Source organism: Paenibacillus endoradicis (assembly GCF_024721975.1).
Genome location: NZ_JANQBB010000002.1, coordinates 124,889 through 151,514 on the forward strand (window position 1 = coordinate 124,889; position 26,626 = coordinate 151,514).

Consider the following 26,626-nt stretch of genomic DNA (forward strand, 5'->3'; position numbering starts at 1 on the left):
CCTTTATCTCTATTATTTGAAATACACACCAATACGATTACCATCGATAACTTCTATTGGAATATTCATATCATAAATGCTTTCCAATACAGGTTCATCAATGATTTGTTCTGTTGGACCTTCTTGTACGATTTTGCCATCTTTTAGAGCTACAATATAATCAGAATAACAAGATGCGAAATTAATATCATGAATGACAATAACGATTGTCTTTCCTAGCTCCTCAACAAGTCTTCTTAATACTTTCATAATTTGAACCGAATGTTTCATATCCAAATTATTAAGTGGCTCATCAAGTAATATCACTTCGGTATTCTGAGCAATAATCATTGCAATGTAAGCTCTTTGATTTTGTCCACCACTTAATTGATCGAGAAATCGATCCTTCAAGTCAGTAAGATCCATATAATCAATGGCTTCATCTATGAATATCCAATCTTCCTTCGTTAATTTCCCTTGTGAATAAGGAAAACGTCCGAAACTCACTAGATCACGAACAGTTAAACGCATGCTAATATGGTTGGACTGCTTTAGAATAGAGATTTTGCGCGCTAATTCCCCCGTATTCCAAGCACTCACATCCTTACCATCAATTTTAACTGTACCGCTATCTTTCGTTAGAAGCCTGCTTATTATAGATAGTAATGTGCTTTTACCTGCTCCATTAGGACCGATGAACGAAGTTATTTGTCGTTCTGGGATGTTCAAAGAAACATTATCTACGACAGGCTTGCCACCATACATTTTGGTAACATTACTCACTTCAATCATGCTTTACTCTCCTTTAGCAACAAGTATATAAAGTACAAACCACCTATAAAATTAATTAGTACACTTACGGTAGTACTGAAAGTGAACACTCGTTCAACAAGCATTTGACCACCAACAAGTGCAATGATGCTAATAAAAATCGATGCTGGTATTAATACAGCATGACGATGGCTTCCCATGAAATGATAAGCAAGATTTACAACGAGCAAGCCAAGAAAAGTTATTGGACCTACAAGTGCAGTACTTACTGAAATCAAAATAGCAATAATAATTAACATTCCTTGTACCGTTTTGGCATAAGGTACACCTAAATTAACCGCATGCTCTTTCCCTAAAGACATAACATCCAAATACTTGTTATATCTTATCGAGTACACTGCAACGAGCACAATAATTACTGTTGCTACGATAAGTAGATCGGAATTTACATTATTAAAGCTTGCGAACATTTTCCCTTGAAGAATTTGAAATTCATTCGGGTCAATGAGCACTTGTAAGAACGTAGAAATACTACCAAACATCGTTCCCATAACCAGTCCAACTAATAATAAGAAGAACAAATTTCTACCTTCTCTTTTGAATAGTAAGCGATATAGTACTACAGCAAACAGCATCATGAACACCGTTGATAAACCGAAGTTCATATATTTATTTACTGCAGGGAAACTCATAGAACCGAAGACAAAAACGACGAACGTTTGAAATAATAAATATAAGGAATCTAAACCAATAACGCTTGGCGTCAAAATTCTATTATTCGTCATCGTTTGGAAAATTAGTGTCGCGTAAGCAATCGCACCACCAGTAAGAATAATTGCAAACACTTTTTTCAATCTACGCTGTAATGCGTAATCCCAATTATGAGGGAGATCGATAAATATAAAGGCAATAATAACGGCTACCATCACGCCAAATAATATAATTAACTTAGCTTTCATAGACTCTTCTCCTCATTAGCAAGTAAAGGAATAAAACACTACCGATAACTCCAACAGTTAGAGCAATTGGAATTTCATACGGGTAGATTACAATCCTTCCAATAATATCACAAGCTAACAAGAAAATTGCACCCATTAAAGCGGTATGAACTAGTGATTTTTTCAAATTATCTCCCATGTATAAGGAGACTATGTTAGGTACGACTAGACCTAGAAATGGAATCGCTCCTACACTTAGAATAACAACAACAGATACAAGAGCTACAATAATCAAGCCGATATTTACTACTCGTTTATGATTAAGTCCTAGATTGGCTGAAAACTCTTCACCCATACCTGCAATTGTAAATTTGTTGGCATAGAGATACGCAACAATAAGTAAAGGTACACTAATATAAATTAATTCATAACTCCCTGACATTACACTTGAAAAGCTACCTTGTAACCAGGATGAGATATTTTGAATTAGATCGTTTTTGTAAGCAAAAAATGTTGTAACCGAGTTAATGATATTACCAAACATTAAGCCAACAAGCGGAATGAAAATAGCGTCCTTGAACTTAATTTTTTCTAGTAATTTCATAAATAGAAACGTACCTGCTAGAGCAAATAAGAAGGCAATAAGCATTTTCTCCATTGTTGATGCTGAAGAAAACATTAGCATAGCCACCATAATACCTAATTTGGCAGAATCATCTGTACCCGCAGTTGTAGGAGATACAAATTTATTGCGGCTCAACTGTTGCATTATAAGACCAGCAACACTCATACTTACACCCGCTATAATAAGACTAACTAGCCGAGGAATACGTGTAATTTCCATCACTTGTAGTTGCTTCTCCGATAAATTAAATATCTCAAATATAGAGATATCAGTTACACCAACAAACAGTGAAATGATAGATAAAGCCAGTAGAATAACTACCAAATGCCATACTTTCATGTCTTCCCTCTAATCTCTTCTCTTAGATAGAGAATCATTCTCAGTTGTGAGCAATAATAAAACTCGTTCTTAACTTCAACGAGTTCAACGAATAATTTACATTGATAATCATTCTCATATTTAAATTTATCATTAGACCTATCCCTCGTCAACAACTAATGTATGATCGAGCCTAACATTTTACTTGATGTGACCAACTTATGAATAACTAAAGTTATTCTTATTAAACAATTTTAACATTTCAACTTAAAATTTTCTGAAAGTTTACTGTTCAAATCATATATCATATTTTCTTTTTTTAACTTGTATGGTAGTATGCAAGTAAGTATGTAAGCACTTTCTTTTTTTAATACTACTCTTAATTACAAGTAGTGAATCAAAATGATAATAAATAGTTTGAGGAGGTGATTGAACATGTTCACACCAACAAATGACAATCGTTCTATTCGAGATCAAGTCTATGAAGCTTTGAAACAACAGATCGTAACGCTCAAAATCTTACCTGGAACTTCACTATCTGAAAATGAGATGGCAGTCCAGTTTAACGTAAGTCGAACTCCTATTCGTGAAAGTTTTGTTAGATTGGCTCAAGAAGGACTCGTTCAAGTATTGCCTCAACGAGGTACACTCGTGTCATTAATTGATCGTTCACTTGTAGAAGAAGCAAGATTTATGAGACTACAGTTGGAATGTGCAATTGTTGAAATAGCTTGCAGCGATTTCCCAGCTGCTTCGCTAAGTTATCTAACGATGAATCTCTCGCAACAAAAGGAATGCCTGGAACTTAATGATGTAGATCGTATTTTCACATTAGATCAACAATTCCACTCCATTCTATTTGCAGGGGTCAATAAAACTCACACATGGAACACGATGAGCTCACTTACAATCCATCTTGATCGGAGTCGAAAATTGCGTTTGCTCGATAATGATGATTGGGAGCAGATTTACGACCAACATTGTCAAATTCTCGAAGCCATAAAGAATAAAGACGCAGATTTTGCTATACAAATCATGAAGCAGCATCTTAATCGCGGTGTCGATGAGCTGACAGTGCTGAATGAAAAATATCCTAATTATTTTATCTAATACTACGCTTTGGAAGCTACTTATTATTCGCGAAGTAGTAGCTCAAAAGGTTATCATAAAAAGTTGGGTTATGCTTTCGAAGCAACTTTTTATTCGCGAGGTAGTAGCTCAAAAGGTTATCATAAAAAGTTTTAGGAGGATTTATTATGCGCATGACATTCCGTTGGTTTGGAGAGGGTAATGACCCTGTTCCTTTGGCATATATTAAGCAAATTCCAGGTACTGAAGGTATTGTATGGTCGCTTCATGATATTGCCGCTGGTGAAGAATGGCCTATCGAACGTATTCTAGAAGTTAGGTCTCAAGCAGATGCTGCTGGACTACATATCGATGTCGTTGAAAGTGTTAACATTCATGAGGATATTAAGTTGGGCTTACCTTCTCGTGATCAATACATTGAAAACTATAAAAATACGATTCGCAAACTAGGCTCTGTTGGTGTAAAAGTTATTTGCTACAACTTCATGCCTGTATTTGACTGGTTACGTACGAACTTGTACGAAGAGCTAGAGGATGGCTCAACTGCCCTATACTTAGAAAAAGCAAAAGTGATGAATTTATCGCCGCATGAACTTGTTGCTTATTTTCAAAGTAACTCAACATTCCAACTTCCGGGCTGGGAACCTGAGAGACTGGGGCAATTATCAACAACTTTAGAAGCATATCAAGCTGTTGATGAAGAACAACTTTGGAGTAATTTAGCTTATTTCCTTGAAGCAATTATCCCTGTTGCAGCTGAATCTGGTATTAAAATGGCGATTCATCCCGATGATCCCCCATACCCATTGTTCGGCTTACCTCGTATCATTACAAGCCAACAAAATTTACGCCGTTTCTTAAAGATTGTTGATCATCCATCGAATGGTATTACACTTTGCAGTGGCTCGTTGGGCGCCAATGCTGACAACGACATTGTATCCATGATCCATGAATTCAGCGATCGTATTCCTTTTGCCCATATACGTAATATTCGATTAGCTGAAAATGGTGACTTCATTGAAACATCTCATCGCACAGAGGATGGTACAGTTAATATAGCAGGAATTGTAAAGGCTTACTATGATATCGGATTTACGGGATATGCTCGTCCAGACCACGGCAGGCATATTTGGGGAGAACAATGTCGACCTGGATACGGACTATATGACCGCGGTTTAGGGATTATGCATCTGTGGGGATTGTGGGATGGTTATCGTTACGCAGATAAAGGCTCCTTATAGAGGTAATTCAAAACGTCCACCCGTGATCACGATGACTATGCTAACGTAGCTTAGTCATCATCGAATCTGTCTCCCCATCGAAAGCCTGCGTGTGCTCACGTACACAATACGTACGCTGTGCTACTCGTTTCCGCTGTGGGTCATCTTCTTGGTGCTGACGAGCGAACGTTTTGAACCTTTATTGTAATTAGGTAGTTTAAAAATGGAATTTGATAACGATGGTAGGATTCTAAGGTAGTTCAAAACGTCTGTGAGCACGATGACTACGATAACGTACTTAGTCAACATCGAATATAAGAACTTTTAGGGGGAAATATGATGTCTACTATTCAAGAACAAACGATTCATCCTTCACTTGCTAACAAGGTAGCTGTTGTAACTGGTGGTTCTGGCGTACTATGTGGCGCTATGGCGATTGAGCTTGCTCGTCAAGGAATGAAGGTAGCTGTGCTTGGCCGTACTGCTGAGAAAATCGAGCGTGTTGTTGCAACGATTATAGAACAAGGCGGAACTGCCATTGGAGTTCCTTGCAATGTAACAGATACGCAAAGCGTTGAAGAAGCTAGTCAAATCGTTGAGAAAGAGCTTGGACCATGTCATATTCTTATTAATGGTGCTGGTGGTAATCAAGCAAGTGCAAATACAACAAATGAAACTTTCTCCATGGACGATTGGAAAAATCCCAACGTAGCATCGTTCTTCGACCTACAGCCAGAAGGTATCCGTCAAGTGCTTGATCTGAACTTCGTCGGTACGCTCATACCTTCTCAAGTGTTTGCGAAACAGATGCTTACGGTAGAAAACCCAGTTATCATTAATCTATCTTCAATGAGCGCTCCTTCTCCTATGACTAAAGTTCCTGGTTATAGTGCAGCTAAGGCAGCTATTGAAAACTTTACTCAGTGGTTAGCTGTCCATATGGCTGAAGCAGGTATTCGCGTTAATGCGATCGCTCCAGGCTTCTTCCTTACAGAACAAAATCATAAATTACTTGTGAATGAAGACGGTTCTCTAACGGATCGCTCTAACAAAATAATTACTCATACTCCCATGCGACGTTTTGGTAAACCAGATGATTTATTAGGTGTATTACTATGGCTTTGCGATAATAGTGCATCTGGCTTCGTAACAGGTATAACTGTTCCAATCGACGGCGGATTCATGGCCTACTCAGGCGTATAATAAGAAAAAGCTCGCTAGAACTGTGAATACAGTTTTAGCGAGCTTGTATTAATATCTATAGTAGAACATATACTTGTAACCATTATAATAAGCTATGTCTATTGTACACTCATCTTAATTTCTTCAGTTGGTGCATCGAAAGAAACGGTCAAATCCTTCTCTTCCAAATACCATAAATTATCTTGTTCGATGTAAAAGTTTACACCTTCTACTTCCTCAACTAATCCAATCTCACGTGGTTGATCCTTCATTACACCCAATGATAGTCCAGGATGAACGCTACCACAGCCGCCCAATCTAACATAGATACGAACATGATCTCCTTGCTGTAATTCCATCTGTGATTTGTACCAACTTGCTGCCGGTTGTTCAACGATTAATTTCATACCTCTGCACACCCTTCTAGGACTGTCATTAACTAACTATTTTTTAGAGGAAGTTCAAACAGCAGACTTTGATAACGAAGTGATGCAGGCAGATTAGTCGGCATCGAATATGTAGCGAATTTGGAAAATCCGGGACTCGTGTACCAAATACGTACACTAGAGTGTCCTCCTTCCGCAAATACCGCTCCATCTTCTCGGTTCTGAAAGCCCGCTTTTTGAACTAACTAACTATAGTATAACGGTTATTGCGTAATAATTGCACTAAATCATATACATATTCATCAATTCTTTGCATAACAATTTCTGGAGCGATTAATGTAACCCCAAAACATTCCGCGTTCATCGTTTGCTACGATCGTTAACTGGTTTTCAAAAATTTCATCAGCAACAAAGTCATCTACAAAATGCCAGTCTTATATTATCAATATCTTTTCATTATCATACTATAGTTCGTTAGAATCTATCTACATAGTGAAAGACGCACTTCAAAGTTTATGAAATGCGTCTACTATGTGTTTACTTACTTCTACTATACCAATTCCATACTGACTCAACATCTCCGCGTCTTAAACTACGTACTGAATAAGCAAATACACTACCGAGCACCGTCGTACTAATCGATCTAAGTCCAAATTTCCGTTGACGTGGTGATTCCTTTACTTTAAGCGATACAATATGTTTTCTAGCTACGAAATAAGTCTTTCGATTAATAAATCTGTTTCGCAGAACCAATTCATTACCTTCAAGCCATAATCCTGCAGAAACTCTACAACTATTAACCCACAACATTATTGTTGGATACAATAACATCATCCATAAACCATTGAATTGCCAGAACCAAATACTAATTACGCAAACAACTGTTACGACTATCATTGGTAATAACGCGTATGTTATGAGACCTTTAATAGGAACACCACTAAGCTTTTCCTGAATCTTGATATTACGACTAGGGATTAACTTCTCAATGATCTCCGACATATCCTTCTTTCGAAGAAAAGGATGAATAACAAGTTGTTCCTTATTCGCATCGGATGTAATGACTTGAACTTTCAACTCCGCATAGCCTAATAATTGCCGAATTGGATTCTCATCCATAATAACTGCTTGAACTTTACCTTCATTGAAAACATAACTTTTCTTCTCTAATAATCCGTACTTAATCGATAACTGCTCTTTACTACGTGTAATATGATAGTCTCCAAATTTTATCACATACAATACAATAGATAAGAGCCATACGAATAGCATAACTACCACGACAAGAGCAATAATAAGCTTGAAAGACACACCACTATAATCATCCAAGTACTGATTATAATTAAATTCTGGAACTACGAATCTAATGAAATCATCGGCGAATGAATATATCCCCACAATAAAAATGATCGCATAACTCAAATTCAGTGAGGTGAGTGATGCTATTAGCAACTGCCCTGCGGATAACTTCATATTGTAATCCAGTTGTTCCTCCATCATATAATGATTATTGGAAAGAGGAATTTCCGTTCGTTCATTTACTTGTTGATGTTGTGCATCAATTTCAGTTCCAACATGTAATGATTGGCTAGATGCCGCTGTATTCAAATCTTCTTCCCCACTAAAACTACTACCGTCTACCTCTGTAGGCAAAGTAGGTATTACACCACCTTCGCGAATGATTGCGGCATAATGTTTCAACTGCTGTTGTAGCTCAATAGCCTGCGCAATCGGTAGTATTCTTAACTCACCTTCCGCTTTACCACTTTTGCCACCTGGAGTTTCGATTTGTAATTTAGCAACACTGAACACCCGATGAAGAAGTGGCTGTTGCACATTTACAGAATGAATTCGATTATAATAGATAATTTTCTCTTCTTTATTGAACACTCCGCGCATAATAACAATGCGGTCTTGCTCTAAGCTGAAACTGAATTTCTTCCATGTTATCCATCCATGTAATAATGAAAACGCTAGAATAACGATAGTACCTAGTAGCCCCCATAATGTAAACAGCCACTTAGTTTCACCACTATTAACAGATATAACAAAAACCATTGGAATAAATACTCTTAGCATCCTCAGAAATCCAAAGAGAATATCTAGGCGCGATAGTTTACGTGGATTAGTCATGTAGTTCATCCACCTTCGCTAATTCCCCAATCTGAAGTTTCAATGCCTCTGCATTTGATTGATGTAAGCCGCTAATCTCATGTTGCTTGGCCGCCGTAACTACCGTTAAGCTAGCAAGCTTATATTTCCTCATAATTGGGCCACTTCCAACTTCAACATGTTGCACGCGATTCATCGGTATAAGTACATTAGAGCGAAACCATATTCCTGACTGGATTTCAAGCTCCTCATCAAAAACTTCGAAAGAAAAACTACGATATTCATATGATGGAACGACATACGTAAATATAATGAATGAAAGTATCCACACCGCCCCTGCAATGTAAATAGGAATAATCGTCCAATCGTTCATTAGAACAACAATTAAAGCAGCTATAATAAGTAATAGAAATATTCCGTGAGTAATGCTGCTTGTGAGCCTAGATGCTTTAATATAATCATTATGTAATTTCTGAGTAAGTTCACGATTCATCAATCATTGGCCTCCTGCAAATTATTATTGGAATACAAGTTGAGAGCTCCCAATTATATTCCATTCTACAGGATTATTACTCGAAAATATACGAGGATATTTCATTCTAATAACAATGACAACTGCAGGTCGATTGAACGTGGTACTGTAGCCATATTTACTAAGACTATACTCATATGGGTACGTCAGAGAGGGATCCAAAACTTCAAAATGTAGCAACTCTACGCGTTCTTTTAGAAACGACTGTGGAGTAGGGTTACCATTTCTGTCTAATCGTAAATTAGCATACATGTACTCCGTAGCCATTTGGTATGCCATTACAGGATCAATTGCAAAAATACCTTCACTCAACTGAAGTTCATCAAGTTGTAATGTACCTGCATGTGCGCCTCGATTAACAGCTTGCTTGCCTTTGTAATAAGCTTTCATTGATAGTTCATGATCTAATTGCTCTGTATACATCATTAGCCAAATCACTAACAATAACGGAATAATTAACATCTTATAGATGAGCGTCCACCTCTATTCAACATACTCACTCATCCGAACACCATAAACTCTCATCAATTGACCTTCGGGCACTGGAGAAATGCCAATTAACGCATCAATTGCCGTTAGTCGCTCATATGGATAAGTTAAGGATAGAGCTATCCCATCGCCTCTACTTACTCGGTAACCATCGTTGATAAAAAGCTGCCCACCCGTGCTTGAAACTTCATATTGCAAACTCCCAGTTGTAAGACCAAATCTCTTAAGTCTTTGCTTCGATTGATCAATCATGTTATTGCTAATGTACCCATATTGACCACTAGCACCTATCTCTAATAGATAATCTACTTCTTGCTGTAAAATAGCTTGCCTTGTAATAAGTACATGTTTGTAAATAGGTGCGAACATCATCCAGCAAATAATAGTTGAAAACATAATGAATGCTAATATTTGCTTCATGCGTCAATCCCTTTCACATAATTAGTCAGATGTGAATTTGACTTATCGATCTGGTCTTTCACTCCATCTTCAGCTTGAATAACCGCTAAATATATAAGTAGCATTGTAATAAGTAATGCACAGGTGACCACTAATTGTTTCATAGACATCCCTCTGTTTCAATTGAATAAGGGGTAATGCTGCTCACTGCTTGGTAATTAATCGAATAATTATATGTGTAGTATTGGAAACATGCCATTAATTTGTTAGGAGAATAAACAGAGGAAATTCCGGAGCAATCTGTATTTCCATTAAGTACCTTGCTTTCACCATTAAGGTGTTATCGTACCAATTTGTAAATTAGCAGCATTGCCTTGTGATTGAATTTGAGCTTTCGTTCCTGTTCCATCCTTCGAGATAATACTATTAAACAAAAGAACGACAACAATAAGCATCATGACCGTCATTAAAATGTTTTTCATCTTTCCACCTCCTTTCTCTGGTTTAATTCATAAGCGATAATAGCTTATTAACTTCTTGTACCCAAGGATAAATAAATACTTGGAATGTGTAGAGAATGGGGATACCAGCAATGACAAATAGAACATAAGATGATGTCTCTTTTCTACCTTCCTTAGCTAATTCTATCGTGTCTTTGTAATCGAGCAGCCTTGTTCTTAGTAAGGTATAAAAATCTTCATTATCATGTTGTCGAAGTGCATCAATCGTGTCTACAAAACTAATCCCTTCTTCAGTACCTATTGCTTGTTTGAATCTTTGTAGTGCAATAACCGGATCGTGATACCAATCGGCAAGTAATATCTCCATATCTTTGCGAAGCAATCGACTATAAGGTAGACATTTACGAAGCTTCGTGTGGATATGTAACTTAGATTCAGCAAAATAAAGAAGTTGACCGCAAATGGCATAGATTTCCTTCGTGATGGAGTTCGCTCTTAACTGTCGGTAGGCTCGAAGCCAATAATGATCTAGATGAAAGACCATAATTACTCCTAAGAGAATCGATAGTATGATCACTAGATTCATCGACCATTGTAGCGAAAGTAATTGTATGAATAGCAGAAAGAGAATTGCACTTATATATCCTACCCAAAGTAATAATTGTCTCAGCAGCATATACGTGATGACCGAATATGCGATACCGCATCCTGCCCACAATATGGCATGATTACTTTGAAGTACTGTTTGAGCATCTATCCCAAATATTCGTAGTAACTTCGGAGATGGTTCTCGCTTACGCCATCCCCATAGCTTACGCTGGATCGAGTCGCTTCGAGATGATGTAGGAATACTGTGTAAAATCGCCCCAATACCTATTGTGCAAAATACAACTTGAGCAATAAATAATATCCAGTTATACCACTGAAATTCAAACATCCTACACCTCTCACGATTCAAATTTAGATAAAAGTTCAAGTTCATAAAGCTAGGTTTTCGGAAAAGTTCTATAAGCGTATTCCGCTTTACACCAAATCGTAGTTTATGTCATTTTCTTGCGTGATAAATATATCCCCATAAGGAAAGATAAGAAGATCATTGTGACCATATGCAGTATCATTTCGCGACCTGACTGATCATGCAAGTAATAATATAAAGACTGTTCACGATTGTACTTGAAATTAATGACTACAAATAAGAGTAGAAAAAACAAAGGTGTAAAGTTAGCAATTCTTATCTCTAATAGTTGATGTCTCTCCTGCTCATTAGCACGCCTCGCTGCTCTCATATCTTGAATCAGTTGTCTTAAGCTGCTTGATATGGTAACCCCTTCATGCAAAGCTACTTTTATCATTTGAACAAAATAGTCAGCCCATATATGCCCTAGAGAATTTGCGAATATATCCAAACTTTCATCATCATTATCACGTACACATAAATTACGATATAGTTGCTCGAATATCCCTTTCATCGGACCTGCTATTCTGTTCTCTTCAATAACTTTTGCTAACGCTATTTTAATTTGACGCTCTCCAGTTATAAGGTAGCACTGATAGAACAATTCAATGGCTGGTAGGAAATCAATCTGTGCCTCTAATTGACGATGAATAAGTAGCATTTTGAGACTAATATAGGGTATTCCTGCTACCATAGCCGAGCAAAGAAGAGCCCCCTTCATCGATCCGAACATATACCACCCCATCACACCCCCGACAAGCGCAATACTTAGTAACCAGTGAAATAATCGTTCCCCACTAATAGAAAGTCGCAATGTTTGTAGCAGATGATCCAAATGAGTTGTTAATTTATCTACTGATCTCTGTATCCATGATTTACGTTCCAATGTTTGAGTTGACACCATTGGTGTAAGACGGCTTTTACGTCGTTGTCTGGTGAACACTGTAACGATTAAGTTCTCAATTATATACATAAGTAGAATAAACAGTAAACCCACAATCAATAAGCTCATCACATCAAAAATCATTAGGACACTCCTTCTTCAATATGAGGTAACTCCTGACGTATATAATGCCAATGTATTGTCCAATGATCTGTTTCTGCATCATAAGTGACCCAATCCGTAACGCGAACGTCATTATTGTCCCACTGCAATCGTCCGATTCTTGTAATAATACGCCGTCCATTTACAAGCTGAAGTTGAATACCAATCTCTGTCACGAACTGAGTAATTCGCTTGGCTAGACGATTAGCATCCATTCCTCTACCATCAAGCATGCACATATCTACGATAGCTTCTGGGACATCCTCAAGCTGATTAGCATGTACCGTCGTCATACTTCCATGATGTCCTCGTGTACAGGCTCTCACATAGATGTTTGCATCATCATCACGGATCTCTGCATGGATGATACGCTGGGGCGATTGGCGAAGGGCGAGCTTGAAAGCTTGGTTAGAGCTATGCAAATAATCATCCTCGTTAATTTCATACTCGATAATATTACGATTAGGATAATCTCTACTAATCATCATCTCGTAACGTCCTTCAATGGTTACCAATCGTTCTTCTGCTGGCAGCTCTGCTATACACGCTTTCAATAAATTCGTTTTCCCTGTATTTGTTGGTCCAATGAGCACCAGATTATAGCGGTTTTGGAGGATCAGATGGAAAATAGTGAGCATACTCGGAGACATCATTCGATAAGGAGCATTCGCTAATTGTGATAGTGGAATATTACGAAGTGTGTAAAAACGTATTGTCAACGTTGGAAGGGCAGTATATCCAAGTCCTGTAATTGTCACGCGAGAGCCATCTCGAAGCATAACTTCCGCCCAACGTTTACGCATATTAATCTGATCGTTATTGAATAACACCAAATTTTGTTGAATTCGTTCGACCTCTCTCAGTTGTTCGAATCGATAGGGCGAGAGACTTACTTCTCCTCGTATTATCGTATATATATTAGTCCCAACCACTTGAATTTCCTCTAGCCCTTCCGTATCTCTAATAATGACTTCTAACACATGCATGCCAACCACCTCAGAAAATATCGCTTCCGCAAGCGAGGCATAAGGATGTTCATATTGTTCAATCTCATTAATGTGTAGTTTCAATAGTCGATCAGCAATAATGTTTAATATATATTGTCTTGCGTCTGGGAATCCTAGTACCGCTTGATTGAGTGACTCGCTGTACTCCCTTCTTTCTTCCTCACTCAAACCTCTGGGCGTACTTAAAAAATTCCGCATTTCATTGCATAAAGTTTGAAATTGAAGGAACGAACCATTATCGTCTTGCGTATCATTATGCTTTACTTTGTGGCGGGACATAAATTCAATTGCTGAAAATCGTTTAATCTCTTTGTCCGTCATATTGAACTCTTCAACTCCTAAAACTTTTTATTGTTCTCAGAATATAGCTTCTTGCTAATAAAAAGTTACTTCGAAAGCATTTAACGATCGTGATCTCCAATTGCTTTTGTTAATGATTGCTTCACTTTGCGTTGCCATAACGTGTGCATACTTTTCCATACTCGCGGTTTCTTTAACGTATATTGCTGGGGAAGTAAGTTAATTGATAATCCAATCAACCAGTTACGTCCTTCAGATGTTTCAGTTAACCAAAAATCTAGTTCACCCTCATCTAGGCTAGCAAATAAGGAAGTAGGAAACTGTACGTCACCTATTACCTTTAGCTGCAACTCATCCTCAATTTCTTGTACCGTAAACCCGGAATAATATTTACTCTGTCTAATAATTAGAGCATGTATGTTTTTATTGTTTAATCCTAGTGAATGAGACATTGTACCAAACCAGCTTTTTGCATCTTCTTGAAAATGAGAGAGCGCATTGGTTGTAACTAGCACGATATCATCTGCTTGTTGCATACTACATAGACTGCCCGCATTATCCCAATAAGCATTGCAATCAATAATGACATAATCATAGTGCGCTTTGGCTGTATTAATTAAAAGTTGAATATCTTCATCGCTAAAGTACTCTGCCATTTCTCGATAACGATTTCCAAGCAATACATGTAAATGAGGATGTGATGGTGATATGGTCATTGCATTCATTAACATCGTTGACGTAAGTGAACCAGAACGTAAATGTGGAAGTAATTCATCAACAGTTGCCTGTGCAGCGGGGAGTTTAATATATTGGTGTAACTTCGAAGATTTGAAATTCATACATAGAAATGCTACTTTGCGCTCAGTAACTTCAACTATCCGATATGCTGTAGCGAGCGCACAAATGGTTGTGCCAATGTTGGGGGTCGTTCCGATAAATGTCAATAACTGCTTATGATGATGATCATTAGTATTACCGCTATTCATCATTAATCTGTCCTTTCACTAACTGCGGTAAAGAATGATAAGCAATCACGAGCTTAACATCACCAGTTCTACATAAATTATCAATATACAACCATTGTTCCTCTGTAAGATTGACATTGATATACTCAATCATGCCATTTGCTACACGCCGAGAGGCATACATTTGCTCAGCGTTACTGCGAACAATCGCATTTTTACCATCCTCATCTGGAGCATCTACTTCAAGATTCGATCCAGTTTTTACTGATGCCACGACAATATCTTGTTGGAATATTTTTGTTGGTATAGCTTCTTCTCCAGAGCTGTAGATCCAGACTGCATCTCCAGCACGAATACCATTCGATATGGATTTGATATAATCTTTAGGGATTTGAAAGGTAGCTTCTTGTTCATTCGGATGAAGTGCATAACGGTTAAGTTTCCATTGCAAGATAGGCTCATCACTTCCTAACGGAACTACTGCTTCTTGTCCAATGACATCCGTTATGTCGAATACCATTTCCACTGTAGCTAGAGAAATCGGCATAGACAATAACTTCAATTGATCCGTCGTAATCATATGTCCCGCTTCAATCCATTGATTGGGTACAACTACTTGGACCTGTTCTTCTGCTTGAATGCGCTCTGATTGTATAAGATATAATCCGTACACTAAGACTGCAGAGAGTATTGCTGATAGTAACGTAATTAACATCTTTCTACTTATTAACATATCATTCTTCCCTCCTTCATTCACATGACACCTTATCATCATGCAAGCGTAGTCTAATTACCTTCATCACGCCCTTCATCCTATCAATTCAACAACAACATCCACCTGCACATAACAAAAAAGAACGCATGCCACTATCGGTATCGATAGTTCGGTATGCGTTCTTCACATATTTGTATCAGGTTTTATTTTAATTATAGCTAATTTACCTAAATATGTCTATTTTAAAAATCAATTAATCCCACGCTTATTAATAGTGCATCATCAACCTTGCGCATCGTTTCATCATCTAAATGTGTAATTTTATCTGTTAGGCGTTGTTTGTCAATCGTACGAATCTGCTCAAGAAGAACAACAGAGTCACGATCGAACCCATGTTTCTCTGCATCCATCTCAACATGAGTAGGCAATTTTGCTTTTTGAATCTGTGCAGTAATAGCCGCTACAATAACTGTAGGGCTGAAACGATTACCAATATCATTTTGTATGACTAGAACAGGTCTAACTCCACCTTGCTCAGAGCCCACAACCGGTGACAAATCAGCAAAAAACACATCTCCGCGTTTTACGATCAATCCCTACACCCCGCTAACAAGACGACCTAAAGTATGGTCTGCTTCTTCCTCCGCTTGAAAAGCTTCTGAGGCAATATTTAAGTTAATTCTTGCCATTTCCATATAGCCACGCTGCATTTTTTCACGTATTTGTCTTTTTTTGCGCTCGATCAAATACAGCTTCATTGCTTGGCGAATGAACTCACTGCGATTTGATTTTTCAGTTGCGACAATTCCATCAACTTCTTCTAGCAATTGATCGGGCAGACTGATCATTATTCGCTTCGTATTATGAATATTGGCCACAGAATTCGCACCTCCAAAACTTTTCCAACACTTTACTACACATTATGACATAAATATAACTTTTCTATACTTGATCATATATATGTAATGAATATATCAAGTATGCTATATCACCGATATATGGATTTTATCGAGATAATACTTAACAAGTTATGTTTGCATGAAAAAACACATGTAAAACTTTCCACTTTACATATATTTTGATCTTCTTTCCCATTGTACTATCATATTACACCACAATGGTACTTAGAAGCTATATATAATTACTGATAAAATTATCCAATTCAAATAATACATCGAATTGAAGATTGATGAATGTCATTTGATGCATCCTATACAACTAATAATATAGCCAATTTGCTATACCTTTACATTCCATTAGATACAGCAATTACTTGATTATTCTCAATATAACGGCGAGGTACACGACTTGCTATCATACAAGTTAATTCATAATTAATTGTGCCTAATAAATCAGCAATCTGTTCTGTAGTAATGGTGTGTTCACCTTGCTTACCAATAAGCACAACTTCTTGATTCAATAATGACTCCATTGAATAATCTTTGAGCTTATCTAATGAGATCATGCATTGATCCATGCAAATGGTACCTAACACAGGAATTCGTTCACCTTGTAGTAAAACTTCTATTTTTCCAGATAACATACGACTATACCCATCTGCATACCCGATTGGTAATGTTCCGATCCATTCTGGTTCATTCGTTACATATCTTGCACCGTAACTAATCCCCCAATCGGAAGGAGCTTCTTTAACGTGCACAACTTTGGTCTTCAAACTTAGAACTGGCTGTAATGCTACATTATCCTTATTCACTTCTTCTGAAGGATACATGCCATACATCGCAATTCCTAGACGAACCATATCACCAGACCATTGCGGAGTGTCCATTCCACCCGCACTATTAGCGGCATGTATAATCGGAATGTCCCAGCCTGCTTGTCGAACATGACTTTCAATAGCATGGAATCGATCATATTGAAGGGAAGTATATGTTTTGTCTGCTTCATCCGCTTTGGAATAATGTGTGAAAATGCCTTCAACATGAAGCGTAGGAATAGCGATTGCCTTCTCGATAAATGCGATGGCTTCCTCGTACCCTAATATCCCTAGTCTTCCCATACCCGTATCTATTTTCACGTGGACCTTTAGACGCTTGTCAGCAGTCTTCTCCATAGACCCGGCAGCCAGTAGTTGATCTTCACGATATAAGGCAATCGTAACATCGTATTCTCTTGCAATATGCAAATGCTCTGGAGCTACAAAACCAAGAACAAGAATCGGTAATTGAATACCTTCTTTACGTAATTGTAGTGCTTCATCAAGAAAAGCGACACCCAAATAATCGACACCATAGCGTTCTACTGCTCTTGAAATTTCTACTAATCCGTGACCATATGCATTCGCTTTAACCGATGCTAATAATCGTGTACCTTCTTTTAACCCAGATTTTACTGCTTCTATATTATGATGCAATGCATCTAATGAAATATCTGCCCATGTTGGTCTAAAAAACGTACTCAAATGCTCCACCTACTCCTTTAAACAGTAGTTCAAAAAGCAGACTTTGATAACGAAGTGATGCGGGAAGCTTAATTGGCATCGAAGATACAACTCATCAGTTATTAAGTACAAGCTTTCGAAGTATGTTTCTTTTAGAAACATTATAAGTGCTCACGTACCAAGTACGTACGTTGTACTCTTCACTCCCTTAGCTTCATCGTATCTTCTCGTTTCTGAAAGCCCACTTTTTAAACTGCACTTTATTCTTACACTAAATTTCCGATACTTTATATCTAATAGTTGTTATGTTACCCCTAGTTATGTGGTGTGTCAATGTTAATCTCAACCTATTATTGTTCCTATAATAATAGCAAAAAGCTAGCTCATTGAATCGAAGGGATACTTCGAACATTGAGCTAGCTTTAATACATCAACATCATACTTCATAACATTACTTATCTGTTACCAAGTGATGACATCTAACTTATTTGGATACTTCAGCTAGAACGGATTGAGCAACTTTAATCATCTCAACTTCAGGTAGATCAGCGCTACTTAGACGGAACTGATTACCAAAGTACGTCCAAGTTAACGTTTGTACATCGTCACCAGATGTAAGCTCAGCAATGGTGAAGCCTAGATTAACAAAATCTCCAGGAACCAATGTTGTTGCAATATCTTTAGCTTCCGTTTGTATCAACGTGTAATTATATGTGCCTTCATAGCGTGTCATAACGCCTTGACTGCCAGCGAATTCAATATCTGTCATATCCTTCTCGTTAACTCCTAACGGTAAGTGTGTAGGTGCCATAGCTGTAAATGATTGTGTAGTCGTTGGAGCGTTACTCGTTGCATCGTCATCGTTGCTAGAACCCTCTTCACCTGATGTAGACTGTTCAACTGGAGCACCAGCATTTGGATCAGTGCTAGTGTCACTGTCCACATTGCCTGCCTCAGCACCTACACCCTCATCACCAGGAGCAAGTGTATCTACATCCTCTTTACTTGGATCAATCGTTGTAGGTTGTTGCTCTGTTACATCACCAGCGCTCGTTTGCATATTGGACTCTGTCTCAAAGAAACTTTCAGCAAACGTTGGATTGAATTCGAATGTATCGAATTTAACGTCTACAAGTACAGTCGCGTTCGTGTCGCTAACTTCTACTTGCATCGGTTTATAGTCGTCTTGGCTTAGCCAAATCTTCTGTCTAGCAAGCGATGTACTGTTGTATTTCGCCATAACATCAAATACATAAGCATCATCTGTCGTTGTAAATTGACGAGAACCATCAAGTAGAATACTTTGAATCAATGTTTGGTACAAGTACACCTGACCTTGTTTTTGCGGCCAATCGCTTTGGAAACGGAATACTTTATTTTGCTTTGGAGTTAGTACAAACACACCTTCATCATTACGAAGAACGATTTGACTAATGTCTTTTTCGGCATTTGTCAGCTTAATGCGGTAAGCTTCTGGCTTCGAATACGATACTTCCACTTGATACACTTGAGGCTGCTGACCGTTATGTAAGGTCATCGTGCCTGTGCCACTGTAACCTTCCATACTATTCAAGAATTTGTCCAAATCCTTTACCACGGATTCGGCGTCTTTCGTCCCGCAAGCAGATAACACTAGTGCCATACTTAGTATAATTGCCGCGATCCATGTCATGCGACGCATGAAATCATCCCCTCACACCTTGGTTTTTTAACTGGCTTATACATAATATGAGGGGACTTGGACATTTATGCGGACAAAGTTGACGAGCTGGGAAAGAATTTTTTTGGCTACATTGTATATATGTAGCTGTTGAGAGTAATTTAAATAATGGATTATATTAACAATGTTTTTTAATCATGTTAACATGATATAAACATAATATTTGAAAGAGGGTAAAACTATTGGTATCGACGCTAGAGGCATATGTAACATTAGTTTGCACTTCGGTTGTATTGAATTTGTCTATACTAGTCTATACTTATTGGAAGAGACATCATTATACAAATATCGCTAAATTGTTCATGTGGAATACATTAACTTCAATGATCTATTGCTTTGGCTATGCCTTTAGCTTAACATCGACTTCGTTAGAACAACTTAGATTTTGGAATATTGTACAGTATGTAGGTATGCCATTTTTCCCTCCGTTAGGATTAATGTTTGTCATGCATTATTTAGGCTATAAATTAACGAGAAAAAGAATTATCGCTTTACTAATCATACCTTGTCTCACCTTTCTCATTAATGTAACCAATGAATCCCATCATACATTCTATAGAATATATGATATCCATTCGGTGCTTGGGGCTCCATATAGTGAGATTGAATATGGGGTATGGTTTGTTGTACATAATATTTACATTTTTAGCTGTATGTTAGCTGCACTCTTATTGCTACTTTCACGCTGGAAGGAAACAGTTAGTACATATAAACCTCAATTATTTGCCCTCATCTGTGGTCAATTACTTCCAATAGTGGCTGCATTTTTATTATTCATAGGATTGACACCCGATGGTATCGATCCTGTACCAATGGTTATTTGGTTTTCTTCTGTTTTGTACCTCTGGTCTATTACTAGCTCTCGAATGTTATCAATTATGCCAGTTGCTAAGGAAACAATCTTTAATAGTATGAATGATGGTGTAATTGTGCTTAATGATAGCTATCAATTAATCGAATATAATCATGCTTGTAAAAATATGTTTACTGCATTGGATCGATCAACGTTAGGGCAGCCATTTGATCACGTTTGGTATATGCTAACGGATCAATCATTCCCTGTTCAATTAGATACGATATCAGATAATTTGAATGTTACGATTCATCAAGCTAATTATATTTATCAGCTACGTATTTCTATGCTTCAGCAATCAAATAATAACTCTGGTTTACTAATTATATTTACGGATATAACAGAGCTACATACATTACAACAAAAGTTAGAGCATCAAGCCTATTATGATGAGCTTACGCAAATATACAATCGTCGTGCCTTTTTCCAACAAAGTGAGCAAGACTTAATGAAAGTAAAGGGTAATTTGTCATCTTATACTCTTATTCTATTTGATATTGATTTTTTCAAAAAAGTGAACGATACTTTTGGACATCAAGCCGGAGATCAAATACTAGTACATGTGGCTCAAATTTGTAAAGCTGAGCTGGGAGAAGATATGCTTTTTGCTAGATATGGTGGTGAAGAATTCGTACTCGCTATAGCTGGATATACATTAGTTGAAGGGGAAAACTTCGCTAATCACCTTAGATTTTGCATTGAACAAAATCCTTTAGTTGAAAATAAACGAGTTGTATCAGTTACCTGCAGTTTTGGAGTATCCGTAACGACAGGAGTTATGGATGAATCAATCTATCAGCTTATTCAAAAAGCTGATGAAGCACTTTATGCTGCCAAAAGATCTGGTCGAAATCAAGTAAAAGTTTTTACTGAAGAACTCACAAATGATATTTATTAAAGTGGGAAACATTACTGGTAATAACTGAAACTGATTCAGAAGCTTACTGGTGAAGTGAACCCCCGACTTTAGCTACTCTGAGTGCATACAACTGCAAACCCAGAGGTTAGCCGAGGCACACAACTAGAATTACTTCTACTGTGTGACGGTAGGCGTTCAGTGGTTAAGAGCAGCTAAGCGGACAAAGTTGACGAGCTGGGAAGAATATTTTAAAAGGGCTATTGTGACTACAACTGTATTTAACGCAACATCTGTTCACACAAAGAAAGTCCACCACAAGGGCAAACTCTATAGTATTTTATTAAGATATATCTTTTATGCTCACGGTAACTGAGGAAGCAATATCGATTATGCCGATCAAAAACTCTTGCTAAAACAATTAATAAGTTTAACATAATTGGTGGGGTGGCAGCAAATAGAAATCTCATAAGGTTTAGAGCAATACCTGACAGTTCTAGTGTCATAAGCATATAGATAGCAGCTGTTGTAATATACCAAGAGGTTGAAGGAGCCATACGCCAAATGTACTTGTGCATTTCATCTACCGATAGTTATTTATGCTGGTATTAAACTACATGAAGAAAAAAATCCCCTTATGGAATCAGTAGTATACTCACATTAACGTGAACATATTGCTACTGAAAACCACAAGGGGATAGCATTTTTAGATAAGATCTATTTATAATACGAAGTAGTTAATGGGATAAACACAGCAGTATCTTCTTTAACATCTCCGTAAATGTACAGTGATTTGACACCTCCGATATCAGCTTGGATAGTGACCAAACCTTCCGCAGATTTTATCACATCTACTGTTTTCAGAATAATATCGTTATCAGCGTCTTTAATAGTAAAGTTTGAAATATCACCATCAACAGCTGCTATCTGAAGGTATAACGTTTGATGCTCTTTATTCGGGTAGAGCATTAAACTCATGCTGCGGTTACTATCATGATTGTTGAAATAAGCCTCTTTATAATCCTTGCCTTTATACGTAGTTTGAACTGGATCTTTCGTATGATACATATCTGTGAATCCGCTAGCAATAGATACGCCTTCTACCTTCTCACCTAAAATAATGGTTTGGGTAGCCACATCATAATCAACTGCTACATCAAGTGCATCTGAAATTGCACGAATAGAAAAATAATTGGCATTTTGATAGCTGATCGGTGCAATAGCGTTGCCCTTAACATCACGCAATTCAACAAAAGTTCCATCAACTTGTACTTTTATCCCAGGATTAAGGTAAGCTTTAATCTCTTGTAGCTTAGTTGCTGCGAACGCGCCCGTTCCCATACTAGCAACCATTGACGCGCTGATAATAGCTACAAATGCTTTTTTCTTCAATCGTTTCACACTCCTAGAGGAAAATTAAGATACACATTATGGAATAGTTTATATGAAATGTTTATCAGTAACAATAGTTTTCTGGTATAAATTATCAAAAATACTCCCAATTACCTATTCTGAATAATTCACTCTCACTAAGAATTTATTTTATATTTCTGCTATCCGTAGCTTGCCAAAATAGCATTTAGCTGCTTTTGCACAATACGCCTGCAATCTCATATCCGATAGTTTTACCTTGCTGTAGCTCTTCTTTAGAAGCGTTATATTCAAACTTCAAGCTTTCATGTACGATATCTGCGCCAAGCTCGCGCAATTTATCTTCAATTAAATCCACTGCACCACAATAATTAGAATATGAGGTATCTCCCGATCCAAATACCACAGCCTTTTTCCCACTCAGATTTAGCTCTTCCATCTCCTCGTAAAAATCAAGCATCTCATCAGGCAACTCTCCATCTCCCCACGTATATGCCCCTATAATAATACCATCATATTGTAGCAAGTCAGCTGCTTTAGCATCATAAGCGTCTTTTCGTACAATCTCTATACCAGCTTCTTTTACGCCGCTTTCAATAATCTCAGACATCTCTTCCGTATTACCTGTCAAGCTTGAATAAACAATAATTACTTTTGTCATTTCATTTCCTCCTCAAGTTGACTCCATTATTGCAACCAATTCACAACTAAAAACTAAAGATTAATAGTCATCATTGTTAAATTGATAATGATTATCAATATCATATATACAATAATAAAGATTGTTTCCCAAACTTTCAAGAGTATTCAGCATGTCCGCAGAGGATTTTTTTTCTTATTTTGAACTCCTAACGTTTTAGATAAAAAAGCCAGTTGCCCGAGATCATCTCGGGCAACTGGCTAGATAGGATTTTTATATTAGATTAATATTTTAAGCTTTTAATTTTTGTGCATGTATTACCTGCTGCAAGTCTAATGACTTAGTCGAAGATAATACGAGATCAGCATGTGGGAATGCCTCAGCTGGTCCAATTGCAATAGCAACCATATGAGCTGATTTAATGGCTTCTACCCCTGCAACCGCATCCTCTACTCCTACACAGTCTATTGGGTCTACTTCAAGCAATTCTGCAGCTCTCAAAAACACTTCCGGATCTGGTTTGGAATTTACAATAGTTGCTGCATCGACAATCACATCAAATTGATCATTCATTTGTAAGTTATCAATTACTGTGAAGGCATTTTTGCTAGCAGAAGCTATCGCTGTTTTAATTCCATTTTGTTTGAGCTCAACGAGTAGTTCAGGAATACCAGGCAATACATCCTCCGGTTTAATTTCCAAGATCAATTGTTTATAAATTTCATTTTTACGAGTCGCTAGATTATCAAGCTCCTCATCTGTAAAACTTAGTGGTTCTTTCGATAAGCTTAATAGTAAACGAAGAGATTCCATACGCGAAACACCTTTAAGCTTTTCATTAAATTCTCTTGTAAATGGCAAGCCTAACTCGTCTCCGATAGCTTTCCAAGCAAGATAATGATGTTCTGCTGTATCAGTAATTACACCATCCAAATCAAAAATAACCGCTTTTACTAATTGAACCATTGTGTATCACTCCTTTGTATGCAAGATCATTAATTATTGTAGGACTTGAGTGTAGGAAACATTAGGCTCTAACAAGATGTCTTGATTGTACAATCGAAGTTGCAATGCTTGGCCATCTATAACATTTAGTTGTACATGAGATGAAGTAATATGAACATCAATCGTTCTTCCCTTGTACTGAATTTTGAATTGGTATTGTTCCCAGTCTGCAGGAATCATAGGAGCAAGCGCTAAATGAGTTTCTTTAATACGTACGCCTGCGAAGCCAAATACAATAGCCATCCACGTACCACCCATATTTGCCAAATGCAAACCATCTTTAGTATTTCCATGTGTATTATCTAGGTCAAGACGAGCTGTTTCAGAGAAATATTCATACGCTTTATTCGCATAGCCAACTTTAGATGCCATGATGCTAAAAATACAAGAAGATAGAGATGAATCATGAGTTGTAATCTTCTCATAGTAATCATAAGAGCTACGAATGGTTTCCACACTTTGATCATCCTCTAGCAAGAAATGAGCTAGAACGGTATCCGCTTGTTTGCACACTTGATAACGATAGATCGTTAATGGATGATAATGCAGTAATAATGGGTATTTATCTTCAGGTGTTTCTTCGAAATTCCACACCTGTTTGCGCAAGAACGTGTCATCCTGCGGATTGATGTTTAATTGTTCATCGTGAAGTAACAACATCGCTTCAGCTGCTGCATCCCATGCAGCTATTTCTTGTTCAGTCACATCTAATTGCTGTACTAATGTAGCAAATTGCTCGGAATCTAGCGCTGATAAAATGTTACAGCTCTTTGCTGCCCAATATAAATTACTTTTTGCCATAGCATTTGTGTAATAGTTATTGTCAACACAGCATGTATATTCATCTGGTCCTGTTACTTCATCGATATGGAATTTACCATTATAATAGTGACCGACTTCAATCCATAGACGAGCCGTCTCAATTAATACTTCTGCTCCGTACTTCCATAAGAAATCATTATCTTCAGTTGCCATATAATATTGAGAGTAGCTATACGCAACGTCTGCGCTAATATGATATTGAGCCGTTCCAGAAGGGAAGAAGGAAGAACATTCCGAACCTGAAATTGTCCGCCATGGATAGAGTGCACCCTTCTGATGACCCATTTCTTTCGCTCGTTCTCTAGCAGAATCCAAAATATGATGACGATAAATTAATAGCTGCTTAGCGATTTGAGGCTGAGTCATTAAAAATACAGGGAACATATAAATTTCCGTATCCCAGAAATAGTGACCCTCATAACCTTCACCTGTTAATCCTTTTGCGGCAATGTTACTGTATTCATCTTGTCCAGCAGATTGTAGTAATTGATAAACATTAAATCGAATACCTTCTTGTAATCGATCATCATTGCTAATAACAATATCAGATCTTTTCCAGAAATCATCCAAATAATCACGTTGATGTTGAAGCTGCTGCTCAAAAGTTGTATTCATCACTTCTGACAGAATATTTTTCCCAACCACTTGCGGCTCTGCTCCATGTCGCAACGTATCCGTATAGACATTCCACTTCGTAAACGAAATATCGTTACTAGAGTCAAATTCAGCCTTGTAAGTAACGATTTGTTCATGAGCAGTATGCTCGGATGTAAGTGCAGTTGAATGTGCATATGCAGTAGAACAACTCATTTTCAATTGGGAAGCTGAGGTTTCATTAACGATATAGTCCAATTGTTGGTCACTACCCGTTGCTACCGTATGCAATAACTTAGCATGTCCAGATGCGACGCGCGGATCATTAACTGCCGTGTAATTTTCTACGTTTCCATTGATGCTTGAAGTGATCGTAATTTTACCTTTAACAGAGATAGGTGTAATTTTGATATCAATAGCAAATAACTCACGTACATAAAAAGATACTAGACGCTTAAAGGTAATTTTCAATTCTTGTCCCATTGGTGAAACCCAATGAATAGAACGAATAGCATATCCAGCATCAAACTTAAGTTGACGGTCAAAATCTAATACTTTCCCACTAAATAAGCTAAATGGCTCTTGCTGGTCACCAATCAAAATATTCACACTTTGACCATCTATACCATTAACTAATTTTTGTTGCGTGCTTGGAAAAGCGTGCAATTTTTCTCCATAAGGGATTGTAATGACATCGTGGAACGCATTGATATATGTTCCCCGAATACTGTTCATTTCTGGAGCGTAACCTTCCTCGAAGTTACCACGTACCCCTAGATATCCGTTACCAAGAGCGAAAATACTTTCATTAATCAATAATTCATCTTGCTCAAGACTTTTATTTTGGATGGACCAAGTCATTAATATTCACTCCTT

Annotated in this window: 27 protein-coding genes; 4 read left to right on the forward strand and 23 right to left on the reverse strand. The window is 37.4% G+C overall.

Going from position 1 to position 26,626, the window contains the following annotated elements; genetic code table 11:
* Positions 1 to 12 precede the first annotated feature (12 nt).
* Genes NV377_RS06905 through NV377_RS06915 form a run of 3 tightly spaced genes read right to left on the reverse strand, consistent with a single transcriptional unit; the run spans position 13 to position 2,652 of the window.
* A complete protein-coding gene (locus NV377_RS06905; protein ID WP_258200468.1) occupies positions 13 to 771 on the reverse strand; it encodes an iron ABC transporter ATP-binding protein in 759 nt (252 codons plus the stop codon).
* Positions 768 to 1,709, reverse strand: a complete 942-nt coding sequence (locus NV377_RS06910) for an iron chelate uptake ABC transporter family permease subunit (protein WP_258200469.1) — start codon at positions 1,707 to 1,709, stop codon at positions 768 to 770. Before NV377_RS06910 ends, NV377_RS06905 begins: the two co-directional genes overlap by 4 nt.
* The gene (locus tag NV377_RS06915) at positions 1,699 to 2,652 is read right to left on the reverse strand and encodes an ABC transporter permease (protein ID WP_258200470.1); all 954 of its coding nucleotides are present in this window, start codon (positions 2,650 to 2,652) and stop codon (positions 1,699 to 1,701) included. Before NV377_RS06915 ends, NV377_RS06910 begins: the two co-directional genes overlap by 11 nt.
* A 414-nt stretch (positions 2,653 to 3,066) precedes the next feature.
* On the opposite strand from NV377_RS06915, the gene NV377_RS06920 reads away from it, so the two are divergent.
* The 3 genes from NV377_RS06920 to NV377_RS06930 all read left to right on the forward strand — a co-directional run bounded on the left by NV377_RS06920 (position 3,067) and on the right by NV377_RS06930 (position 6,143).
* Complete coding sequence (locus NV377_RS06920) at positions 3,067 to 3,741, forward strand: GntR family transcriptional regulator (RefSeq protein WP_258200471.1); 675 nt, start codon at positions 3,067 to 3,069, stop codon at positions 3,739 to 3,741.
* Positions 3,742 to 3,887: 146 nt separating this feature from the next.
* Positions 3,888 to 4,961 carry a mannonate dehydratase gene (uxuA, locus tag NV377_RS06925; RefSeq protein WP_258200472.1) on the forward strand — a complete coding sequence of 358 codons (1,074 nt, stop codon included), beginning with the start codon at positions 3,888 to 3,890 and terminating at the stop codon, positions 4,959 to 4,961.
* A 315-nt stretch (positions 4,962 to 5,276) separates the two neighbouring features.
* The gene (locus NV377_RS06930; protein ID WP_373425808.1) at positions 5,277 to 6,143 is read left to right on the forward strand and encodes an SDR family oxidoreductase; all 867 of its coding nucleotides are present in this window, start codon (positions 5,277 to 5,279) and stop codon (positions 6,141 to 6,143) included.
* A 98-nt stretch (positions 6,144 to 6,241) separates the two neighbouring features.
* On the opposite strand, the gene NV377_RS06935 is transcribed toward NV377_RS06930, so the two are convergent.
* From NV377_RS06935 to NV377_RS07010, 16 genes are all read right to left on the reverse strand, one after another.
* The gene (locus NV377_RS06935) at positions 6,242 to 6,529 is read right to left on the reverse strand and encodes a HesB/YadR/YfhF family protein (protein WP_258200473.1); all 288 of its coding nucleotides are present in this window, start codon (positions 6,527 to 6,529) and stop codon (positions 6,242 to 6,244) included.
* A 516-nt stretch (positions 6,530 to 7,045) separates the two neighbouring features.
* Positions 7,046 to 8,641: a PH domain-containing protein gene (locus NV377_RS06940; protein WP_258200474.1), complete on the reverse strand. Its 1,596-nt coding sequence runs from the start codon at positions 8,639 to 8,641 to the stop codon at positions 7,046 to 7,048.
* Entirely contained in the window at positions 8,634 to 9,113 is a 480-nt protein-coding gene (locus tag NV377_RS06945; protein WP_258201142.1) for a PH domain-containing protein, read from the reverse strand. Before NV377_RS06945 ends, NV377_RS06940 begins: the two co-directional genes overlap by 8 nt.
* 24 nt (positions 9,114 to 9,137) lie before the next feature.
* Entirely contained in the window at positions 9,138 to 9,614 is a 477-nt protein-coding gene (locus NV377_RS06950) for a hypothetical protein (RefSeq protein ID WP_258200475.1), read from the reverse strand.
* A gap of 21 nt (positions 9,615 to 9,635) precedes the next feature.
* Positions 9,636 to 10,061 carry a hypothetical protein gene (locus NV377_RS06955; protein WP_258200476.1) on the reverse strand — a complete coding sequence of 142 codons (426 nt, stop codon included), beginning with the start codon at positions 10,059 to 10,061 and terminating at the stop codon, positions 9,636 to 9,638.
* The gene (locus tag NV377_RS06960; RefSeq protein WP_258200477.1) at positions 10,058 to 10,204 is read right to left on the reverse strand and encodes a hypothetical protein; all 147 of its coding nucleotides are present in this window, start codon (positions 10,202 to 10,204) and stop codon (positions 10,058 to 10,060) included. Before NV377_RS06960 ends, NV377_RS06955 begins: the two co-directional genes overlap by 4 nt.
* Before the next feature lie 168 nt (positions 10,205 to 10,372).
* Complete coding sequence (locus NV377_RS06965) at positions 10,373 to 10,522, reverse strand: hypothetical protein (protein WP_258200478.1); 150 nt, start codon at positions 10,520 to 10,522, stop codon at positions 10,373 to 10,375.
* Between the two features lie 22 nt (positions 10,523 to 10,544).
* Positions 10,545 to 11,438 (reverse strand): hypothetical protein, encoded by an 894-nt coding sequence (locus tag NV377_RS06970; RefSeq protein WP_258200479.1) that lies wholly within the window; start codon positions 11,436 to 11,438, stop codon positions 10,545 to 10,547.
* Positions 11,439 to 11,541: 103 nt separating this feature from the next.
* Positions 11,542 to 12,483, reverse strand: coding sequence for a hypothetical protein (locus tag NV377_RS06975; RefSeq protein ID WP_258200480.1), 942 nt, complete (start codon positions 12,481 to 12,483; stop codon positions 11,542 to 11,544).
* The gene (locus NV377_RS06980) at positions 12,483 to 13,829 is read right to left on the reverse strand and encodes an ATPase, T2SS/T4P/T4SS family (RefSeq protein ID WP_258200481.1); all 1,347 of its coding nucleotides are present in this window, start codon (positions 13,827 to 13,829) and stop codon (positions 12,483 to 12,485) included. The genes NV377_RS06975 and NV377_RS06980 overlap by 1 nt, the downstream gene beginning before the upstream one ends.
* Before the next feature lie 80 nt (positions 13,830 to 13,909).
* The gene (locus tag NV377_RS06985; protein WP_258200482.1) at positions 13,910 to 14,797 is read right to left on the reverse strand and encodes a CpaE/TadZ family protein; all 888 of its coding nucleotides are present in this window, start codon (positions 14,795 to 14,797) and stop codon (positions 13,910 to 13,912) included.
* Positions 14,787 to 15,506, reverse strand: coding sequence for an SAF domain-containing protein (locus NV377_RS06990; protein WP_258200483.1), 720 nt, complete (start codon positions 15,504 to 15,506; stop codon positions 14,787 to 14,789). The genes NV377_RS06985 and NV377_RS06990 overlap by 11 nt, the downstream gene beginning before the upstream one ends.
* A 224-nt stretch (positions 15,507 to 15,730) precedes the next feature.
* Entirely contained in the window at positions 15,731 to 16,081 is a 351-nt protein-coding gene (locus tag NV377_RS06995) for a type II toxin-antitoxin system PemK/MazF family toxin (RefSeq protein ID WP_213514971.1), read from the reverse strand.
* Between the two features lie 3 nt (positions 16,082 to 16,084).
* A complete protein-coding gene (locus NV377_RS07000; RefSeq protein WP_258200484.1) occupies positions 16,085 to 16,366 on the reverse strand; it encodes a CopG family ribbon-helix-helix protein in 282 nt (93 codons plus the stop codon).
* Positions 16,367 to 16,734: 368 nt separating this feature from the next.
* A complete protein-coding gene (gene alr / locus NV377_RS07005; RefSeq protein ID WP_308860086.1) occupies positions 16,735 to 17,919 on the reverse strand; it encodes an alanine racemase in 1,185 nt (394 codons plus the stop codon).
* A 454-nt stretch (positions 17,920 to 18,373) separates the two neighbouring features.
* Positions 18,374 to 19,570, reverse strand: a complete 1,197-nt coding sequence (locus NV377_RS07010) for a LolA family protein (RefSeq protein WP_258200486.1) — start codon at positions 19,568 to 19,570, stop codon at positions 18,374 to 18,376.
* 221 nt (positions 19,571 to 19,791) lie between these two features.
* Here NV377_RS07010 and NV377_RS07015 point away from each other — a divergent pair, with 221 nt between their 5' ends.
* The gene (locus tag NV377_RS07015) at positions 19,792 to 21,360 is read left to right on the forward strand and encodes a histidine kinase N-terminal 7TM domain-containing diguanylate cyclase (RefSeq protein ID WP_258200487.1); all 1,569 of its coding nucleotides are present in this window, start codon (positions 19,792 to 19,794) and stop codon (positions 21,358 to 21,360) included.
* A 675-nt stretch (positions 21,361 to 22,035) separates the two neighbouring features.
* On the opposite strand, the gene NV377_RS07020 is transcribed toward NV377_RS07015, so the two are convergent.
* The 4 genes from NV377_RS07020 to NV377_RS07035 all read right to left on the reverse strand — a co-directional run bounded on the left by NV377_RS07020 (position 22,036) and on the right by NV377_RS07035 (position 26,611).
* Positions 22,036 to 22,710, reverse strand: coding sequence for a prefoldin domain-containing protein (locus NV377_RS07020; RefSeq protein WP_258200488.1), 675 nt, complete (start codon positions 22,708 to 22,710; stop codon positions 22,036 to 22,038).
* A 187-nt stretch (positions 22,711 to 22,897) separates the two neighbouring features.
* On the reverse strand, positions 22,898 to 23,350 hold the full coding sequence (locus tag NV377_RS07025; RefSeq protein WP_258200489.1) for a flavodoxin: 453 nt from the start codon (positions 23,348 to 23,350) through the stop codon (positions 22,898 to 22,900).
* A 270-nt stretch (positions 23,351 to 23,620) separates the two neighbouring features.
* Positions 23,621 to 24,295, reverse strand: coding sequence for a beta-phosphoglucomutase (gene pgmB, locus NV377_RS07030; RefSeq protein WP_258200490.1), 675 nt, complete (start codon positions 24,293 to 24,295; stop codon positions 23,621 to 23,623).
* Between the two features lie 33 nt (positions 24,296 to 24,328).
* Complete coding sequence (locus tag NV377_RS07035) at positions 24,329 to 26,611, reverse strand: glycoside hydrolase family 65 protein (protein ID WP_258200491.1); 2,283 nt, start codon at positions 26,609 to 26,611, stop codon at positions 24,329 to 24,331.
* Between the last annotated feature and the right edge of the window lie 15 nt (positions 26,612 to 26,626).

Coding starts and splice junctions, on each gene's coding strand:
- NV377_RS06905 (WP_258200468.1), bottom strand. CDS start 771: ATGATTGAAGTGAGTAATGTTACCAAAATGTATGGTGGCAAGCCTGTC.
- NV377_RS06910 (WP_258200469.1), bottom strand. CDS start 1,709: ATGAAAGCTAAGTTAATTATATTATTTGGCGTGATGGTAGCCGTTATT.
- NV377_RS06915 (WP_258200470.1), bottom strand. CDS start 2,652: ATGAAAGTATGGCATTTGGTAGTTATTCTACTGGCTTTATCTATCATT.
- NV377_RS06920 (WP_258200471.1), top strand. CDS start 3,067: ATGTTCACACCAACAAATGACAATCGTTCTATTCGAGATCAAGTCTAT.
- uxuA (WP_258200472.1), top strand. CDS start 3,888: ATGCGCATGACATTCCGTTGGTTTGGAGAGGGTAATGACCCTGTTCCT.
- NV377_RS06930 (WP_373425808.1), top strand. CDS start 5,277: ATGATGTCTACTATTCAAGAACAAACGATTCATCCTTCACTTGCTAAC.
- NV377_RS06935 (WP_258200473.1), bottom strand. CDS start 6,529: ATGAAATTAATCGTTGAACAACCGGCAGCAAGTTGGTACAAATCACAG.
- NV377_RS06940 (WP_258200474.1), bottom strand. CDS start 8,641: ATGACTAATCCACGTAAACTATCGCGCCTAGATATTCTCTTTGGATTT.
- NV377_RS06945 (WP_258201142.1), bottom strand. CDS start 9,113: ATGAATCGTGAACTTACTCAGAAATTACATAATGATTATATTAAAGCA.
- NV377_RS06950 (WP_258200475.1), bottom strand. CDS start 9,614: ATGTTAATTATTCCGTTATTGTTAGTGATTTGGCTAATGATGTATACA.
- NV377_RS06955 (WP_258200476.1), bottom strand. CDS start 10,061: ATGAAGCAAATATTAGCATTCATTATGTTTTCAACTATTATTTGCTGG.
- NV377_RS06960 (WP_258200477.1), bottom strand. CDS start 10,204: ATGAAACAATTAGTGGTCACCTGTGCATTACTTATTACAATGCTACTT.
- NV377_RS06965 (WP_258200478.1), bottom strand. CDS start 10,522: ATGAAAAACATTTTAATGACGGTCATGATGCTTATTGTTGTCGTTCTT.
- NV377_RS06970 (WP_258200479.1), bottom strand. CDS start 11,438: ATGTTTGAATTTCAGTGGTATAACTGGATATTATTTATTGCTCAAGTT.
- NV377_RS06975 (WP_258200480.1), bottom strand. CDS start 12,483: ATGATTTTTGATGTGATGAGCTTATTGATTGTGGGTTTACTGTTTATT.
- NV377_RS06980 (WP_258200481.1), bottom strand. CDS start 13,829: ATGACGGACAAAGAGATTAAACGATTTTCAGCAATTGAATTTATGTCC.
- NV377_RS06985 (WP_258200482.1), bottom strand. CDS start 14,797: ATGATGAATAGCGGTAATACTAATGATCATCATCATAAGCAGTTATTG.
- NV377_RS06990 (WP_258200483.1), bottom strand. CDS start 15,506: ATGTTAATAAGTAGAAAGATGTTAATTACGTTACTATCAGCAATACTC.
- NV377_RS07010 (WP_258200486.1), bottom strand. CDS start 19,570: ATGCGTCGCATGACATGGATCGCGGCAATTATACTAAGTATGGCACTA.
- NV377_RS07025 (WP_258200489.1), bottom strand. CDS start 23,350: ATGACAAAAGTAATTATTGTTTATTCAAGCTTGACAGGTAATACGGAA.
- pgmB (WP_258200490.1), bottom strand. CDS start 24,295: ATGGTTCAATTAGTAAAAGCGGTTATTTTTGATTTGGATGGTGTAATT.
- NV377_RS07035 (WP_258200491.1), bottom strand. CDS start 26,611: ATGACTTGGTCCATCCAAAATAAAAGTCTTGAGCAAGATGAATTATTG.